The sequence below is a fragment of the Parabacteroides distasonis genome (genome assembly GCF_004793765.1).
Taxonomy (GTDB): domain Bacteria; phylum Bacteroidota; class Bacteroidia; order Bacteroidales; family Tannerellaceae; genus Parabacteroides; species Parabacteroides distasonis_A.
In genome coordinates this window covers 1-18,706 of the sequence record NZ_SRYM01000035.1, presented here as the reverse complement: position 1 = coordinate 18,706, position 18,706 = coordinate 1, and the positions used below count along the sequence as shown (strand labels likewise).

Annotated in this window: 16 protein-coding genes; 8 read left to right on the top strand and 8 right to left on the bottom strand. The window is 43.7% G+C overall.

The genetic code is table 11. The annotated features are described in order from the left end of the window. Nucleotides 1-8: 8 nt before the first annotated feature. The gene (secDF, locus tag E5342_RS12160; protein ID WP_135959470.1) at nt 9-3,008 is read right to left on the bottom strand and encodes a protein translocase subunit SecDF; all 3,000 of its coding nucleotides are present in this window, start codon (nt 3,006-3,008) and stop codon (nt 9-11) included. A 172-nt stretch (nt 3,009-3,180) separates the two neighbouring features. Here secDF and E5342_RS12155 point away from each other — a divergent pair, with 172 nt between their 5' ends. Further along, nucleotides 3,181-4,155 (top strand): DUF4468 domain-containing protein, encoded by a 975-nt coding sequence (locus tag E5342_RS12155; protein ID WP_135959469.1) that lies wholly within the window; start codon nt 3,181-3,183, stop codon nt 4,153-4,155. A 19-nt stretch (nt 4,156-4,174) separates the two neighbouring features. After that, nucleotides 4,175-4,729: a DUF4468 domain-containing protein gene (locus E5342_RS12150; RefSeq protein ID WP_121736530.1), complete on the top strand. Its 555-nt coding sequence runs from the start codon at nt 4,175-4,177 to the stop codon at nt 4,727-4,729. Between the two features lie 10 nt (nt 4,730-4,739). On the opposite strand, the gene E5342_RS12145 is transcribed toward E5342_RS12150, so the two are convergent. Genes E5342_RS12145 through E5342_RS12135 form a run of 3 tightly spaced genes read right to left on the bottom strand, consistent with a single transcriptional unit; the run spans nt 4,740 to nt 7,428 of the window. Further along, nucleotides 4,740-5,837, bottom strand: coding sequence for an endonuclease/exonuclease/phosphatase family protein (locus E5342_RS12145; RefSeq protein ID WP_121736531.1), 1,098 nt, complete (start codon nt 5,835-5,837; stop codon nt 4,740-4,742). A 9-nt stretch (nt 5,838-5,846) separates the two neighbouring features. Continuing rightward, nucleotides 5,847-6,725 carry a rhomboid family intramembrane serine protease gene (locus tag E5342_RS12140; protein WP_135959468.1) on the bottom strand — a complete coding sequence of 293 codons (879 nt, stop codon included), beginning with the start codon at nt 6,723-6,725 and terminating at the stop codon, nt 5,847-5,849. Continuing rightward, nucleotides 6,706-7,428 carry a rhomboid family intramembrane serine protease gene (locus E5342_RS12135; RefSeq protein ID WP_135959467.1) on the bottom strand — a complete coding sequence of 241 codons (723 nt, stop codon included), beginning with the start codon at nt 7,426-7,428 and terminating at the stop codon, nt 6,706-6,708. Before E5342_RS12135 ends, E5342_RS12140 begins: the two co-directional genes overlap by 20 nt. Before the next feature lie 186 nt (nt 7,429-7,614). Between E5342_RS12135 and E5342_RS12130 the strand changes: the two genes are divergently transcribed. Both E5342_RS12130 and argS read left to right on the top strand, forming a co-directional pair. Beyond that, on the top strand, nt 7,615-7,887 hold the full coding sequence (locus tag E5342_RS12130; protein ID WP_121736534.1) for an HU family DNA-binding protein: 273 nt from the start codon (nt 7,615-7,617) through the stop codon (nt 7,885-7,887). Nucleotides 7,888-7,990: 103 nt separating this feature from the next. After that, entirely contained in the window at nt 7,991-9,784 is a 1,794-nt protein-coding gene (gene argS, locus E5342_RS12125; protein WP_135959466.1) for an arginine--tRNA ligase, read from the top strand. A 117-nt stretch (nt 9,785-9,901) separates the two neighbouring features. On the opposite strand, the gene topA is transcribed toward argS, so the two are convergent. Beyond that, nucleotides 9,902-12,250, bottom strand: coding sequence for a type I DNA topoisomerase (topA, locus tag E5342_RS12120; RefSeq protein WP_135959465.1), 2,349 nt, complete (start codon nt 12,248-12,250; stop codon nt 9,902-9,904). A 161-nt stretch (nt 12,251-12,411) separates the two neighbouring features. On the opposite strand from topA, the gene E5342_RS12115 reads away from it, so the two are divergent. The 4 genes from E5342_RS12115 to E5342_RS12095 all read left to right on the top strand — a co-directional run bounded on the left by E5342_RS12115 (nt 12,412) and on the right by E5342_RS12095 (nt 15,849). Continuing rightward, nucleotides 12,412-12,675, top strand: a complete 264-nt coding sequence (locus tag E5342_RS12115; protein WP_135959464.1) for a tetratricopeptide repeat protein — start codon at nt 12,412-12,414, stop codon at nt 12,673-12,675. A 275-nt stretch (nt 12,676-12,950) separates the two neighbouring features. Then, nucleotides 12,951-13,739 carry a DUF6261 family protein gene (locus E5342_RS12110; protein WP_121736537.1) on the top strand — a complete coding sequence of 263 codons (789 nt, stop codon included), beginning with the start codon at nt 12,951-12,953 and terminating at the stop codon, nt 13,737-13,739. Between the two features lie 50 nt (nt 13,740-13,789). Next, nucleotides 13,790-15,193 carry a C10 family peptidase gene (locus E5342_RS19515; protein WP_080707621.1) on the top strand — a complete coding sequence of 468 codons (1,404 nt, stop codon included), beginning with the start codon at nt 13,790-13,792 and terminating at the stop codon, nt 15,191-15,193. Nucleotides 15,194-15,204: 11 nt separating this feature from the next. Continuing rightward, entirely contained in the window at nt 15,205-15,849 is a 645-nt protein-coding gene (locus E5342_RS12095) for a hypothetical protein (protein WP_121736538.1), read from the top strand. A 149-nt stretch (nt 15,850-15,998) separates the two neighbouring features. Here E5342_RS12095 and E5342_RS12090 read toward each other — a convergent pair whose 3' ends face one another. The 3 genes from E5342_RS12090 to E5342_RS12080 are packed head-to-tail and all read right to left on the bottom strand — an operon-like array spanning nt 15,999 to nt 18,651. After that, nucleotides 15,999-17,171, bottom strand: coding sequence for a PP2C family protein-serine/threonine phosphatase (locus E5342_RS12090; protein WP_135959463.1), 1,173 nt, complete (start codon nt 17,169-17,171; stop codon nt 15,999-16,001). A gap of 11 nt (nt 17,172-17,182) precedes the next feature. Further along, the gene (locus tag E5342_RS12085) at nt 17,183-18,034 is read right to left on the bottom strand and encodes a sensor histidine kinase (RefSeq protein WP_005859269.1); all 852 of its coding nucleotides are present in this window, start codon (nt 18,032-18,034) and stop codon (nt 17,183-17,185) included. 2 nt (nt 18,035-18,036) lie between these two features. After that, nucleotides 18,037-18,651 (bottom strand): sensor histidine kinase, encoded by a 615-nt coding sequence (locus tag E5342_RS12080; RefSeq protein WP_246867106.1) that lies wholly within the window; start codon nt 18,649-18,651, stop codon nt 18,037-18,039. Nucleotides 18,652-18,706 lie beyond the last annotated feature (55 nt).

Genomic DNA, 18,706 nt, shown 5'->3' with positions numbered 1-18,706 from the left:
GGAATATATCATTTTCCTGCTTTCTCAGCAGCAGCTTTCTTATTGATCTTCTTCTTCTGCAACTCGTAAGCGATCGGAGTAGCGACGAACAAGGTAGAATATGTACCGATAATGATACCTAATAAAATAGCGAACGTAAAGCTTCGAATCGTGCTACCACCCAAGATGAAGATACACAATACAACCACCAATGTCGTTAATGATGTATTAAATGTACGACATAAGGTAGAGTTCAACGCATCATTGATCACTTGATAACGATCACGCTTCGGATACAAAGCGATCGTCTCGCGGATACGGTCGAATACAACCACGGTATCATTGATAGAGTAACCGATAATCGTCAAGATAGCGGCGATAAACGTCTGGTCTACCTCCATTGAGAACGGAAGAACCTTCCATAACAAGGTATAGAAAGAGATGATACAGAACGTTGTCGTTGCCACGGAAGCGAACGCACCTACAGAGAACGATATATCACGGAAACGAAGCAGGATATAAGCGGCCATACAGATCATGGCGAAGATTACCGCCAAGATAGCGCTATTCTTAATATCGTCTGCCATACTAGGACCCACCTTCTGTGAACTTTGTATGAAAGTAGTCGTGAACTCATCCAATGTAGTTCCTTCCGGAAGTAAGGATTTCACGCCCTCAAACAATTTATTCTCGATCTCTTGATCTACCGTAGGATCGTTATCATCGATCTTATAGTTGGTGGACACACGTACTTGATCCGCCGTACCGATCTGGATAACACTAACAGAACCGTCTAACTGAGCGTCCAACATACTACGAACATCGTCTGTCTTCACCTCTTGATTGAAACGGATCACGTAGTTACGTCCACCCGTGAAATCGATACCATTATTCAAACCGATCGTCATAAAGGAGATAGCACCTAAGACGATGATTGCCACCGGAATCAAATAGCCGACTTTGCGAGCACCCAAGAAATTGATCTTCGGATTTGTCAATAAATCTTTCGTCAGAGAAGTAGTGAATGTCACGTTCTTCAATTTATCTTTCGCTAACAATGCCTCATAAACGATACGCGTCAAGAACACAGCTGTAAGGAAGGAAGCGAACAAACCGATGATCATCGTCGTAGCGAAACCACGGATTGGACCTGTACCGAAATAGAACAACACGATACCGGTAATGATAGATGTCAAGTTAGAGTCGAAGATAGCAGAAAACGCATTACCGTAACCATCGGCAATCGCCTTTCCTAAAGACTTACCGGCACGAAGTTCCTCTTTCGTACGCTCATAGATCAATACGTTCGCATCGACTGCCATACCTAGCGTCAACACCATACCGGCAATACCCGGCAAGGTAAGAACCGCTTGAAAAGAAGCAAGGATGCCCATCGTGAAGAAAATGTTCAATACCAAAGCACCATCGGCGATCAATCCCGGTACCAATCCATAGAACGCACACATATAGATCATCAACAGCACCAATGCCAACACGAAAGAGATCACACCAGCATTAATAGCCTCTTGGCCTAATGACGGACCAACAACGTCTTCCTGAACGATATGTACGGAAGCAGCCATCTTACCTGATTTCAATACGTTCGCTAAGTCTTTCGCTTCTTCCGGTGTAAAGTGACCGGTGATTTGTGAACGGCCTCCCGTGATCTCATCATTTACGTTCGGAGCAGAATAAACCATCTCATCCAAAACGATAGCGATCTGGCGACCAATATTCTCTTTCGTCAAACGAGCCCAAGCCTTAGAACCTTCGGCGTTCATAACCATGTTAACCATTTGCTCTGAACGACCGGCTTGTTGCATAAAGTCTGCGTTAGCATCTGTTACCACGTCACCACCTAAAGCAGGACTTCCGTCACGGTTCGTTACCTTCAAGGCATATAACTCATAAAACTGCTCCTTATCATCAATCGCCTTAACACCCCATTTCAAAGCCAAGTTACGAGGCAATACCTCTTTTACTTGTTTCATGTTCAGGTATTCGCTGATCTTATCCATATCTTTCGCATGAGCGATACCTACCGTAGAACCCGGAGACAACTGACCGTTGTACTGGCTGATCTGCAATAAGGCAAATAATGGATGTTGCTTAGCGAACTCTTCCATACTTTGGTTAGCCTCAGTCTCTTTACTATTTTGACCAAGCTCAGCCAATAAAGAATCAGCTTCGCTTACATTCGTTTCAGCGGCATCAGCGATTCTCTCAACATTATCGGTAACTACAGAATCAGCGGAAACCTCCTTACTTAGAATAGTAGCCAACACATTATCAGCGGCAACTAATTGTTGATAGATTTCCGGCAACTTATACGTTTCCCAAAATTCCAAGTTAGCGCTACCTTGAAGCAACTTACGAACACGTTCCGGTTCTTTCACACCCGGCAACTCAACCAAGATACGACCTGCGGTCTCCAAACGTTGGATGTTCGGAGAAACCACACCAAAACGGTCGATACGAGTACGCAATACGTTGAATGAGTTATCAATCGCACTCTGCAACTCTTGTTTCAAAACAGAGACAACCTGAGCGTCTGAACTCTGGGGCGTGATTTTATCTTTCAGCTCGAATGTACTGAAAATAGCGGAAAGACGTGCGCCGCTATCCAACTTCTTATACTCCTCAGCGAAAAGGTCGATGAAATCTTTTTGGCTGGTCGCTTGATGCGCATAAGCTAAATCCAACGCCTTGTTGAAATTCTCGTCTTGGTTGTTGTTAGACAACGAACGGATTACATCCGCCACATTCAACTCAAGGACAACGTTCATACCGCCCTTTAAGTCAAGACCTAAACTAATTTCCATTTCACGGCATTGCTTAAGCGTATAGCCTAACCACACCTTCTGAGTAGATAGTGAGTCTAAATAAGCACTCTCTTTCGCAGGATCTCCACCCGCATACTCAGCGGCTTTACTGTTGTAATGTTGCGTCACGAACGAGAACGACAAATAGAACAAACAGACAAGCGTAAGTAACACCGCGAAGACCTTTACAAATCCTTTGTTTTGCATCTGAATCTTAGGTTTATGTTATTACATTATTTATATTCGTTTTTTCACAGGGTGCAAATATAGACTTTTTTTCTTTGATAAAGAGCAATTAGTATAATTATTTGTCACGCTCATAGTTTATTTCAAACGCAAATGTATATCTTTGGGGCTAAAATAATAAGGAAAATATACCATGAAACAGTTATTATTCGCTCTGTTATTTATCCCCGCCCTGCTATTCGCACAAGAGGATCAACACTATCTGGCAGGGGCCGTTCCGGTTGTAGATGGTAAAGTCGTTTTTACCCGAGAGATTAACGCCCCCTCTTTAAGCAAGGCACAAATCTACCAACAACTAGTAAAGTGGGGACAAGAAAATTTTAACACAAAAGAAAGTAGAGTCGCTTATCAAAATGAGGCAAAAGGCGAGATCGCCATTATCGGGGAAGAGTATGTAGTATTCTCCAGCACAGCCTTATCCCTTGATAGGGCGATAATGAAATACCGTATCATCATTGAATGCAAGGAACATGCTTGTATCCTGCAACTTACAGGCATCCGATATGAATATAACGTGTCTTACCAAAACGAGCCGGAGAAATACCTAGCCGAGGAATGGATCACGGACGAGTATGCCTTGAATAAGAGCAAAACGAAATTAAACCGTATCAGCGGCAAATTCCGTAAGGCTACGATTGATTTCGCAAATAAGACATTCGATAGCGCAGCCAACGCATTAGGCGCACAGTCGCTGACAATTAAACCGGTAGAACCAATATCCGCTCCGCAGCGAGAAACACAACCTGTGACACCGATGGAAGGTTTCGTAGCGTTCCAAGCCGACAAGGTACCTGGTACGATCCTCCAGATGTTACCGGACAACACTTTACAGATCAAAACCGTAAATGGGAATACGACCGACGCAAACGTTGAATGGAAAGGCATAGGCAATATGTTCGGTAAGACGATCAGTACAATCTCCATATCCAAAGATAGTCCCGTATATAAAGCGATTGGTAATAACGACTTGTACAGATTATCCTTCTCAAAACCCGGCACATCTGCCGATGCGCCATGGATTATTATCGAGTGCCGCAAACAAGACGAGACCTCCGAAGGACAGCAAACGATGTTAATCGGCGAGATTACAAATGTATGGATCAAATAACGAAAAGAGAGTTGCATTTATGAAAAAGATTCTATTATTAATAAGTATGATATTCCCTGTGCTAGTCATGGCACAGGGGCATAAAGGCGAGGTAGACGAATGTGCCCCCATGAAAAACGGAAAGGTATGCTATAGCGATGATGTAGAGATCGAGAATACTTCTAAACTAGAAATATTCAACGCTATTAACGCATGGGCAAAAAAATCTTACGGAAAAGATGTCTTCTTATCTAATGTAAACTCGAATAAGAACAAAGGTACCATCTTCGTAAGTTCTAAGGTTGAATTGTTGCTGAATGATACGGACAAGACTATCATTAAATATAAAATGCGTATCACCTGCTTCGACAATCGATACACGATCGAAGCAAGCGATATCGTATACCAGTATGATCCGCTAAACGATAAAAAGTACAAGACTTATAAAGCGGAAGATGTGATCGCCAATAATGGAGATAGCAATACGATAGCACTGATCCAAGATCCTAAACTATTCTGTAACGCTACCTTTTTCTTTGTCGAGAACTTGTTCGCCGACGTATTCGACGCAGCGCAGGACGCAGAATCCGAATAATCAAACTCTCTTATTCAAGTTTCAGATAACACCATAACGGATAATGGTCTGAATAAGCAACCTTATCCACGGAACAATTCATAGAGGTCATGTTCGGGGAATGCAGGATATTATCGATACGGAACCAGAAGAAATTTTGATTATAGGTAATACCCATTCCCCGGCCAGACTCTGCAAAGGCATCCCTCAAATCCCCTTGGATCGTACGGTGAGCAAATGAAATAGGCGTATCATTAAAGTCGCCGCATACCAAGACATAATCTCCTTTCGCATTCTTAATCTCTTCTGATACCGCTTCCGCTTGCTTAGCCCGAATCCGGAAAGCAGGTCCTAGCTTTTGCTCGAACGCTCCTTTCAAATCGTCCAACCCATCTGAGCTAAAGCTCTTTATAAGGGATGAATAACGAGTCCGATCCTCCATCGTCAGCTTAAACGATTCCAAATGGTTATTAATCAAGGTTAACTTCTTTCCCTTGATGTTCACCTCATGTACGGAAGAACCATTATAATCCGAATCATATTTCACCATCCGGGAATTCGACAGCGGATATTTGGAAAACACAGCGATGCCGAAACGCTGGAATTTCGTGGAACTCTGATAAAAAACGGAACGATAAGGATACATGCTCAACGCATCATAGATCTTAGAGGGAGTAAGGCTTTTCTCTGACTTAGCCGTAGCATATTCCTGCAAACAAACAATATCCGCATCCGAATTAGCGATATATTGGATAATCTTGTTCGGAGAGATCTTCGTATGATTCTTGTATCCAAAAGCCATCACATTATAAGTCAGCACCTTCAACACCTCTTTCCGAGGGATATCTTTATGCGAGTGAAACGGGAAATAATGTTTCACAGGTCCCCAACATATCAAAAAAGAGAATATGCCAATCAATAAGAACTTCCATTCCCATAAGAACAACCAATAGATAACAAAGCAAAGATTGACCACACATAAGACAGGAAAGGCTAACCCCAGATAGGATAACATCATACTCGTCTCAGGAGACACCCGATCCGAATAAGCCGAGACTATCAACAATACGACAGCCACCACATTCGCTACGAGGAATAAGAATTGAAGAAAAATCCGTAGAATTTTCATAAATATTCGCTATTTCTTACTGGCGTCGAAAAGTCGCTTTTTCTCTTCAGCGGAAAGGCTCTCATAACCGGAACGTTTCAATTTATCCAGTATCGTATCCAGCTCCACCGACTCCTGATGTTTACGTGCATTATACTCATAATCCGTCTCGTTACGTTTATAAGTCACACGCATCTTCGGTTTCCGTTTGCCCAAATTCACAAACCAGTCGATCAACCGATTCATCGGAGCGGTCAAGTCCCTTCCATTACGAATACAAGAAGCAAACCAGATACCAAACAAAGCCCCGCCGATATGGGCGATATGTCCTCCCGCATTATCAGAAGTCATCGCCAACAAATCGATCACCAGCGTAAAGATAGCCAAATAAATTAGTTGGATCCTTCCGATCAAGAATAAATGAATCTCCAAATCCTTCCGGTAAAACGACACAGCGAAAACGATCGCCATAACAGATGCCGAAGCCCCCATCAAATAGCTAAAAGAAGCCACGTTCTGGAAATAAGGAAAAATATTATAAGCAAGGACAAACAAGGCCGCACCAGCGAGACCGCCCAATATGTATAAGCCTCCTAACTGCCGCTCACTGAAGAAATTCAAGAACAATCCCCCAAACCAGTATAACCAAAGCATATTGAACAAGATATGCAAGAAGTCAAAATGAGTGAACATATAAGTAAATAACGTCCACGGGCGGAAGAGCAACAGTTCCGGAGAAGCCGGCAACTGCAAATACAGCAAGAAAGGCGCCCCTTGCACATTAAAGAGCATAAACAATACGCTGGCCAAACGTATCAAGATAAACAAACCTACATTTATATAGATCAGTTTCGACAGGATATTACCCGACTGAAACGTACGCTTCAAATTAGTAAAAATACCGTCCATTGTCTGCATCTTTCTTTTTCCAATAACGAATTAGAAAATAACCGAATAACATTCCCCCCAAATGGGCGAAATGCGCTACCGTATCACCACCAAAACTAGCCACTCCCATAAATAGTTCGGCAAGACCATAAAATATCACAAAATATTTGGCTTTAATCGGAATCGGTATGAACATCAAATACAAAGGAACATTCGGGAAGATCATCGCAAACGCCAACAAGATTCCGAATACGGCACCCGAAGCGCCAATGGTCACGAAATAATTCAAGAACTCGCTCTTACTGATAATCTGGGCTCCATTCAAGTTTATCATGTCTTGACTAGCGAAGATCACATCCCGCAAATTAAAGAACCATACCGCCTCTTGTACCAAACCGGCACCTATACCCGTCACGAAGTAAAAAATCAAGAAGCGCTTTGGGCCCCATACGTTCTCCAATACCCGACCGAACATATAAACGGCGAACATATTAAAAAACACATGCGCAAACGACTGGGTATCGTGCATGAACATATAAGAAACGATCTGATAAGCCTTGAAGTCGGTAGCCCCCGGAAAGTGAAGCCCTAATAAATCCACTAAATCGATGCCGACTTTCGGCAGGGCAAGGCTGGCTACCCAAAATAGCAAGTTTATAATGATAAGATTTTTCGTTACCGGCGGGACACTATTCAAGAATCCCGAATTTGTCTGATTCATCATATACTACGTTAATTTAGCGGCAAAGGTAAATATATTTTAGCCGTTTTTGCCCATAATAATACTAAAACATATGTAAATCGGTAAAAAAAGTAGTTTTTTCTTTTGTGATATTTCAAAATAAAACTACATTTGGAGCCGTCTATCGGTTATCATAGTTTTGTTTAATATATTAATAGTCAAACCATCATGAACAAATCAGAGTTTATTAATGCAGTCGCTGAAAAATCAGGACTCAGCAAAGTGGATGCCAAAAAGGCAGTAGAAGCTTTTGTTGATACAGTTTCTAACGAATTAAAAGAAGGCGGTAAAGTCGCTCTACTTGGCTTCGGTTCATTCTCTGTATCAGAGAAAGCTGCTCGTAAAGGAGTTAACCCGAAAACTAAAGAAACCATTGAAATTGCAGCTAGAAAAGCCGTGAAATTCAAGGCTGGTGCTGAATTGAACGAACTAATCAAATAAGAAACACCATTATTCTCTATAGAAGAAGGATACAATGCAAATTGTATCCTTTTTTTGTGTACCTTCGCGTATAAAGTAAAATCCGAATTATATCTAGACGAATATGGTTATCGAACAACAGATTACCGGAGCTATTATAGCCGGCATCAAAGAGCTGTACGGAGCGGATGTCACCGCTAGCCAAGTGCAGTTGCAAAAAACGAAAAAAGAATTCAAGGGGCACTTAACCCTGGTCGTATTCCCATTCCTTCGCATGTCGAAGAAATCTCCGGAGCAGACCGCTCAGGAAATCGGTGAGTACTTGTTGAGAAACGAGCCCGCAGTAGCTGAATTTAATGTAATCAAAGGATTCCTTAACCTGACGGTCGCTTGCTCTTGCTGGATCGATTTACTGAACTCGATCAATGAGCAACCCACTTACGGTATCATTCCGGTTACCGAGCAATCGCCTTTGGTTATGATCGAATATTCCTCCCCCAATACAAATAAACCGCTTCACTTGGGCCATGTCCGCAATAACTTATTAGGATACAGCTTATCGAAGATCATGAAAGCGAACGGTAACCAGATCGTAAAGACGAATATCGTAAACGATCGTGGTATCCATATCTGTAAATCCATGTTAGCTTGGCAGAAATGGGGAAATGGAGCTACCCCAGAGTCTACCGGAAAGAAGGGCGATCATCTGATCGGTGACTTTTACGTATTATTCAGCAACAAATTAAAAGAGGAGACCCATGCTCTGGAGGCGAAAGGCCTTACCAAGGAAGAAGCCGAAGCTCAATCCACCTTGATGGCGGAAGCCCGTGAGATGCTTCGTAAATGGGAAGCCGGAGACAAAGAAGTGCGTGCGCTTTGGGAAATGATGAATAATTGGGTATACGCCGGGTTCAACGAGACCTATAAGATGATGGGCGTAGATTTCGATAAGATTTATTACGAGTCTCAAACGTATCTGGAAGGAAAAGGTAAGGTGATGGAAGGCCTAGAGAAAGGGATTTTCTATCGCCGTGAAGACGGCTCCGTATGGGCTGATTTGACAAAAGACGGGCTGGATGAGAAATTATTGCTTCGTGCGGATGGAACTTCCGTCTATATGACGCAGGATATCGGTACTGCCAAACTACGTTTCGATGATTACCCGATCAATAAGATGATCTATGTAGTAGGAAATGAGCAGAATTATCACTTCCAAGTATTATCGATCTTATTGGATAAGTTAGGCTTCGAGTTCGGTAAAGGATTGGTACACTTCTCCTACGGAATGGTAGAGCTGCCCGAAGGTAAGATGAAAAGCCGTGAAGGAACAGTCGTTGACGCCGATGATTTGATGGCCGAGATGATCAGTACCGCACGTGAGATTTCCCAAGAATTAGGAAAATTGGATGAGATGACTCCGGAAGAAGCTGAGAATATCGCCCGTATCGTGGGTCTCGGCTCTTTGAAATATTTCATATTAAAAGTAGACCCTCGCAAGAATATGACGTTCAACCCGAAAGAATCTATCGACTTTAACGGAAATACAGGACCGTTCATCCAATATACTTATGCCCGTATCCGTTCCGTATTGCGCAAAGCCGCAGAACAGGGTATCGTATTACCGGAACAGTTACCGCTTACTTTCGCCATTTCTGAGAAAGAAGAGAACCTGATCCAAATGATCGCCGATTATGCGCAGATCGTAAAAGAGGCAGGTAAACTATACAGTCCGGCTTGTGTAGCCAACTACATTTATGACCTGGTAAAAGAATACAATCAATTCTATCACGATTTCTCCATTCTTCGCGAAGAGAATCCGGAATTAAAGAGCTTCCGTTTAATCTTATCCGCTAATGTTGCTAAGATCGTGAAATCCGGTATGGATTTATTAGGCATTGAGGTTCCGGAAAGAATGTAAAGAGCTTTTTTCCAACTAGAAAAATGGGGAGATGACACACTCCCCTGTTTAGTTAATTAAAAAGAGCCACTCGTAATGAGCAGCTCTTTTTGCTTTTATACCCTTTCATTTAACCTCTCAAGCCTTTTTCCGTGTCGTACGTTTCTTCGTCACAGCAGGTTTTTCTCCTGCCTCGGCAATTATCTTCTGACATTCCTCCAAGGTCAAATTCTCCGGTTTCTCTATCGTCTTAGGGATTCGGTAATTCTTTTTCTTATAGGAGATATAAGGGCCGAAGCGACCATTCAAGATCTCCATATCCGGATTCTCATCAAACTTCTTGACAAATCGTTGCTCATCCTTTTGCTTTTTTGCCTCGATCAACTCGATAGCTTCCTCGGCTGTTATCGACAATGGATTCAAGTCCTTCGGAATGGAAACAAACTTTCCGTCATGACGGATAAACGGGCCAAAACGTCCGACAGCGGCCACCATGACCTTACCTTCATATTCACCGATCGTACGGGGCAAATCAAACAATTTCAAGGCTTCCTCCAAGGTAATCGTCTCGATAGACTGTCCCTTCATCAAGGTTGCGAACTGAGGTTTAGGAGCCTCTTTATCCTCTGGGTGCGCCTGCCCGATCTGCACGACTGGACCATAACGACCGATCTTCACGAAAACAGATTTACCGCTCTTCGGATCGATACCCAATTCACGCTCACCCACTTTATGCTCCGTACGGACAGAGGCTGCCTCTTCCACGATCGGATGGAATAGTTTATAGAATTTATCGATCGCATCCGTCCATACCATCTCGCCTTCTGCCACGGCATCGAATTCCTTCTCCACGCTCGCCGTGAAGTTATAATCCATAACGCCCGGGAAATACTCCATCAAGAAATCATTCACGACCGTACCAATATCGGTTGGCATCAACTTATTCCGGTCCGCTCCTACTATCTCTGTCTTTTGGATTTGCTTGACCGTATGCTGAGCCAAGGTTATAATATTATAAGTACGCTCCGTCCCTTCCTTATCCCCTTTCACGACATACTCTCGATTCTGGATCGTCTGGATCGTAGGCGCATAGGTAGAAGGACGACCGATACCTAATTCCTCCAAACGGCGAACTAAACTTGCTTCCGTATAACGGGGAGGACGTTGCGTGAAACGTTCGGTAGCGACGATATCCTTCATACTCAATACCTCGTTTAAGGTAACCGGAGGAAGGAGGCCGTTTTCCTGTTCCTTCTCATTCTCGTCATCAAAACTCTCGCGGTACACTTGAAGGAAACCGTCGAAAGTAATGACCTCACCGATAGCCACGAACTTCTCTTTCTTACCGCCGATGCCTACGGAGATAGTCGTACGCTCCAATTCAGCGTCCGCCATCTGGCAAGCGATCGTACGTTTGCGGATCAATTCGTATAATCTCTTTTCCTGAGCGGTTCCGCTTATCTCATCATTGCTGATATAGGTCGGACGAATCGCCTCGTGCGCTTCTTGCGCTCCCTTACTCTTGGTATGATATTGACGGAATTTATAATATTTCTCACCGTAGGTATCCAAGATAGCTTCTTTTGCCGTCCCCAAAGCCAAATCACTTAAGTTCACGGAGTCGGTACGCATGTAGGTAATCAATCCGGACTCATACAGGCGTTGGGCGATCATCATGGTCTGCGAGACCGAATAACCCAACTTACGGGCGGCCTCCTGCTGCAAGGTAGATGTCGTAAAAGGAGGGGCTGGTGTCTTGCGCACCGGCTTTTTCGAGATATCATCGATCGTGAAAGAAGCGTCCTTGCAAGATTCAAGGAATGCCTCCACCTCTTCCTTATCTTTCAAACGACGGTTCAGCTCCGCCTTGAGGATTGTCGTACCATCCGGCAAAATAAAACTAGCGATCACACGGTAAGCAGCCTCCGAGACAAACTCGTTGATCTCTCGTTCCCGCTCTACAATCAGGCGCACGGCGACTGATTGCACACGCCCCGCAGATAAAGCCGGTTTCACCTTACGCCAAAGAATGGGGGATAGCTCGAACCCCACGATACGGTCTAAGATACGACGGGCTTGCTGTGCGTTCACCAAATCGATATTGATATCTCTCGGTGTCTCGATCGCATGTAATATAGCGTTCTTGGTAATCTCATGAAAAACGATACGTTTCGTATTCTCAGGTTTCAATCCTAATACCTCATATAAATGCCAAGAAATGGCCTCTCCCTCCCGGTCCTCATCGGAAGCCAGCCAAACCTGCTCGGCTTTCTTCGCTTCGTTCTTCAATTCGGTCACGAGTTTCTTCTTGTCAGAGGGTATCACGTATTCCGGGGCATAATTGTGTTCGAGGTCTATACTGAAATCTTTCGTTTTCAAGTCGCGGATATGACCATAGCTAGACATAACCTTATAGTCCTTTCCGAGGAACTTCTCGATGGTTTTTGCCTTGGCGGGTGACTCCACTATTACCAAATTCTTTTGCATATCTATTTTTTGCTGGTTAGAAATCGGGTGCAAACTTACACAAATAATTAACGTACGCAGTATATCGATCACTAAAAAAGCGTTTTTTCCTATACATTATATATATAGTCATGCGTTTCTATTTACCTTCGCGGGACAAAATCAAAAAGCTATTCAAAAATATGGAAGAGATAAAGCGACTTATTTCAGAGAATAAACTAGAAGAAGCGATCCGGCTCTTGGACGCTTACCTCACGGAGCAACCGAGATCCGACGAGGCTTGGTTTCTCCTCGGAAAAGCTCATTATAAACTAGGCAACATACGCCTAGCCCTCAACAGCTACCTGCAAGCGATAGAGATCAATCCGGAAAGCCCGGCACAAGCGGCCTACGATATGGCGATCAAGGTGCTGGATTTTTATAATAAGGATATGTACAACCATTAAGAAGATGATGAACGGCCCCCGCCGCCGGAGTCGGAACGGTATCGAAGCACATGGCGACCCTAGCCGCATAACCCCAAAGCTAAGCGAAACGCACGGCGACCCCCGCCGCACGACTCCAAAGCAAAGCGAAACGTATGGCGCCCCTCGCCCCCCACTTCGCTACCGTTCCGACTCCGGCAGCGACTATTATTTACCAAATAAGCATAGTATCCAAATTAATTCCTACCTTTAGCCACTGAGGACAAACAATAAGTTAAACCTTAAATACAAAAAAAATGGGAACATACACGAAAATCAAACCCGCGGGCCTGACTAAATTGAACAACGCAGAGTACACAAACTTCATGAACGCCTTCTACCGGCTGGCGTTCGCTGCCGGAGGGGGAGGTGGTGACTCCGAAAGCCCCGACGAGATCAGTCTGGACAATAACCCGCTAGGCATCACCGACGCGCAAAAGGCGGCCTTCGAGAAGGATCAAGTCTTAATGACCGACCTCGTGAACCAATCCCACATCAGCGACGAGACCGCCCAGTTGCTAGACTTGGATAAACAACGCGACGACTTCTCGGTCTATCTCACTACCACGGTGTCACAAATGAGGAAAAGCCCCATCGAGGCGCAACGCACGGCGGCACAGACTGTCTACAATATTATCAAACCCTATATCGGCATCTATAAATCGGCCAACCAGCAAGAGACGGCGCAGATACAGGGTCTTTTGCTAGATCTCGACAAGGAGGGGGTTCCGGCGCTGATACAGACATTGGGGCTGAAAGAGATACTAGATAGCCTCCGTGCGGCGAACGACGAATACGCGAAACTGACCGCCCAGCGCACCGGCAACAGGGCAGCCTCCATCAAAGAGGCGAGCGCGGTCGTACGCCTACGTATGGACGACCTTTACGATGATATGACCACGATCGCCTTCGTGCAGAGCGTAGCGGCTCCCACCGCCGAGACCGCCCGCTTCGTCAACGAGCTGAACGCCCTTATCGACGAGACCACCGCCCTCTACAACCAGCGCGTCGGCGCGGCGAAGGCGGCAGCCAAGAGGAAAGAATAAACTCCATTTATGTAAAAGGCTATAAGATTAATCTTTTAAATTAAATCATCATGAAAAAAACATTATTAACCTTCACATTATTAGCAGGCTTATCTTCATGTACTAACTTATCGGAAGATTTGGACATGATCGGTACGCAAAATATTACTCAAACAAAATCCGGGAATTTATCCATAAGCGAAAATGAACCTGCAATTGTCAAAGATTTAAGAAATTATATTTCCCAAATTAAACTTCAAGGAAAGCAGGCCCGTGTCCTGACAAGTTATACATTGACTCCTTACATATACAAAGAGGATACTATCATGTATATTGCTAATTACGAGGATGGTTGGGAATTACTCTCCACCGATCATAGAGTTCCTTTAGTCATGGCCTCTTCCGACACAGGGCAATTTAATATAAGTGATACCACGAGCATGAATCCTGCGCTTCTTGCCTATCTCAATAGTTTAGAAAAAGAGCTATTTTTCATAAAACAAATAGAAAACACACAAGAAAACACATACAACCTATGGCAAGCCATCACTTTAAGCAACAAAGAGATAAACCCGGATTCAATCCAAATCAACCCAAAGGTTTTGGAAACGCTCCCGAAAGCCGCAGCACTAAGCCCGGGATCCGGTTATTGGGAATTAATTAGCACAAGCGCACCTAAAACAAGTACCACAAACATTGGTCACATAATAAAAACAAATTGGGGACAAGATTCGCCTTGGAACGAATATGTTCCTTACAAATATGGCACTTCCGGAAGCCACTGTCCCGCGGGATGTACAGCCATAGCCGGAGCGCAATATTTGTATTATCTACATTACAAAAATAACAAGCCCGTTTCTACAGTAACCACTGCCACTTATAACAGTAGCAATAATACCTACACCTACACAGGTAATAGTTCTACGGTATGGAATCAAATGGCAAAAAACCAAAGTGCTAGTTCAGGACAAGCGGCAGCAGCGATATTCATCGGATATGTAGGGCAGCAGATCAACACTAAATATGGAATAAATGAGAGTGGCTCAAACAGATATTATTTAGCTGATTTCTTAAACCAATTAGGATACAACTATACAGTCAAGGACATCGACTATTCATACATCATAACTCAGTTGTATAATAATATACCAACTGTTATCTCCATATTCAATAAAGATGCCGGACATACTCTCATTTGTGACCGATATAAGAAAATCACAACAACCACGACAAGCACCTTCGGTTGGGTCGGTACAGACAATCTAGGAAATGACTCTAACGAGCGTGACGAAGCTGGAAACATAATAGGATACACTTTCACTTATGAGAGAGAAAATCTAACAAATGCGACACATCAATTAGGAATGAACTGGGGATACGATGGCTCGTATGATTATTTATGGCTCGAGGCTAGCTCCTATAGCGATTGGGTATCAAATACCACTTATGACACAGAACGTTATATGTTAAAATAATCCTTTTAATTATGAATACATCACTATTTAAATACCTCATGCTATCTATGTTCTCCTTGGTCTTTTTCTGTACATGCGATAAAGACGATGAACTGAGTGGAGAAGAATTTCGAGTAACAATGGAAAACCGATTCTTCTCAATAAAGACATCCAAGACATTTACAAAGAAAGATGGCTCGACAGAAATAATGCAAGAAGGGAAATCCTATCTTACTGATTCGCCCTCAACTATTTGGTTCCATGACAGTAAGCTATATATTCCAATACAGATAAGTAGCAAAGACACTCTATGGCAGAAATGGAACGCTTATCAACGAGAGAAAGGACTAGGGAACATACTATTACTTGTCGGACATAAATACATGTATGAATCTCAAGGAAATGGATTAATCACCCCCGATCAGCTATTGGTACATGAGCAGCTAGGTGGTCGTTTTTATTTAAAAACGGATGGAGACAATCTATTACACGCAACGATCCTTTATCCGGATGATATCGCTGACGATGATACAATCTTCCCAAAAAGTGAGTTCTATTATCAAGAAGAGCTATCACCTGATAAAAACGTCAGCTTAGAATATCATGTTTACGACTCAGACGAGGAAGCAATAGCCTATATCATAGAACAAATGAAGGACTGGAAGCCTTCCGAATGATGCTAATCAGCCTCTCATCCGATGATCAGAACAAAAAGAGCCGTGTCATTACTCAAGAATAGAGTTTGACACGGCTCTCTTTTAAATTTAGTAATTACAATCAGTAACATTTCCGAATAGTCACTTCTAAATCCGTCACACCCTCGTTCTCATAAAATCTGCCCTTTATAAGTCAGCGCCAACATCGTAATATCATCGCTCTGCGTAGCGCCGTTCACGAATGATTGGACGGATTCGGATATACCTTCGATCATGGATTTGGGGGATTGGTTCTTCACGGAGCTACAAGCCTCTACCAAACGGATATCTCCATATTGCTCATTCCGCAGGTTCATCGCCTCACTGATTCCATCCGTATAGAGGAACAAGCTGTCTCCCGCTTCCAGTTTCAAGGATTGTTCTTTATAAGCTAATCCCGGCACGACTCCCAAGGCCATCCCACCAGTCATCGGCAAAAGAGATACCTTATCGTTCTTACGAATCCAAACCGGACGATTATGCCCCCCATTGCAATAAACCACGTCGCCCGTATGGATATTCAAGATCGCATAAAAAGTAGTGACAAACATCCCATTGACACTCTCACGGCACAATAGATCATTCGATTCCTTCATGCAAACCGCCGGGGAAAGCTGCCTAAGCGCCGTAGCACGGATCACCGTACGGCTGATCGCCATGAAAATAGCGGCCGGAATCCCTTTATCCGACACATCAGCGATCGTAAAACCCAGATGATTATCGTCCACCAAGAAGAAATCATAGAAATCACCCCCCACGGCTTTCGCCGCGTTCATGGTCGCATAAAGATCGAATTGCTTATATTGCGGGAACGGAGGGAACTGCTTCGGCAAGATCGATTGCTGTATCTCACGTGCCACGTTCAAGTCGTATTGTATCTCCTCTAGCTGATGATGTTCCTTTTGGGCCTCCTTGATAAAAGAAATCTGCTCGACCGCCTTCTCGATCGTACGTTCCAGATCCTCCATATCGATCGGCTTGGTAGCGAAGTCGAAAGCGCCATGGTTCATGGCGGTACGAATATTCTCCATATCCCCATAAGCCGATACGATGATACATTTCAAGGCCGGGTTACGCATCTCGTTAATCTTCGTCAGCAATGTCAAGCCATCCATCTCCGGCATATTGATATCGCTCAATATGATATCAAAGTCCGGATGGTCCAACATCATCCTCAACGCCTCCAAGCCATTATGGGCAAAGGAGAACTCATACTCTCCCTTACGGATCTTCCGACGGAAATATTGGGTTAGCAACGCTTCCAGATCCTGTTCGTCGTCTACGCTTAATATCTTGATCGCCATAATTCTTCTGTTTATTTCGTTAATGGAATAAGAAATATGAAACGGGTAAACTCGCCTTCTTTCGATTCCACCTCTATCTTCCCGTCATGCTTCTCCTCTATAATGGATCGAGTGATAGATAGCCCCAAGCCAGTTCCCTCTCCCACCGGTTTCGTAGTGAAAAACGCAGAGAATATCTGCTCCCGGATATTCTCCGGCATACCGATACCATTATCCTCGATACTTAATCTTAAAGAATCTCCCTCCTTCCGTAGATCCACGGATATAACCGGCTCATACCCGATCGGCGAGAGCTTGGATTTACTATAGACCGCGTAGCAAGCGTTATTCATGACATTCAATACCGCACGGCTCAAATCCTGCGGGATCACTTTCAGCATCGGAAGCCCCTCCTCGTAATGCTCCCGGATCGCGATATTGAAACCTTTATAATTCGCTCGCATCGAATGATAAGCCAACCAAACATATTCCTTCACCAGATTCTTGATATCCGTAGGGATGTACTCGTCATCCTTCCCTCTGGAATAAAGCAAGATACCCCGGATAATACTTGTCGCCCGGTTTCCATGTTCCTCGATCTTCTTCAAGTTACCATGCAAATCGTTAACGATCTCGCTAAACTCCTCATGCAAGGCGGTCAGCTTCTCCCAAGATTCCGGAGGCAAGACATCTTTCTCTTCTTCTAAAATATCTTCCAAGTCATCCACTAACTTAGAGGACAGCTTACTGAAATTGATGACAAAGTTGAGCGGATTCTGGATCTCATGCGCGATCCCGGCACTCAACATACCTAAAGAAGATAATTTCTCTAAGTTCTTCACTTGCAAACGTAGCCGTTCTATTTCCTTACTCTGGTCTTCCATATCTATTCCTCCTCTTTAGGCGGTGTAATTGTTTTCGGTTGATATACAGGGATCGTAATTAGAAACTGGGTATATTCTCCTTTCTTACTCTCCACCTCGATGGTTCCCCGATGGTTTTGCACGATCTCACGGCATAGGTAAAGCCCTACGCCGGCCGCTTCCCCCGTTGTCTTTGTCGTGAAGAAAGGAGAGAATATCTTATCTTTTATATTCTCGTCGATACCGGACCCATTATCCCGGATCGTTATTTCCAGCATATCCTTATTGACTTTCAATCCAAGGAATATCTCCGGACTAAAAGTCACAGTCTCCGATTTCTTCAACAGGGCATACATGGAATTTTTCAATATCCCGGCCAGAACCTTACTGAACTGCTCCACGTTTACCTCCATCATCAAAGACAGCGTCAAATTATCGAAAACAATCCGGATATTCTTCTCTTGAATATCCTGCTCATACGTTTTCTTCAATTTATCCAAGGCAATCCGGCATAATCCGTTTATGTTGGTAAGCGTAAGATTACCTCTTCGGTCTTTCAGCAATTCCTCCATCGCCTTAACGATACGGACCGTATTGAAACCATGCTCGGAGATCTTCTCCAAATTACTGGTCATCATCACTACTGTCCCATTAAAATCTGAAAAAGTTCTTTGAAATTATTGAAATATAGTT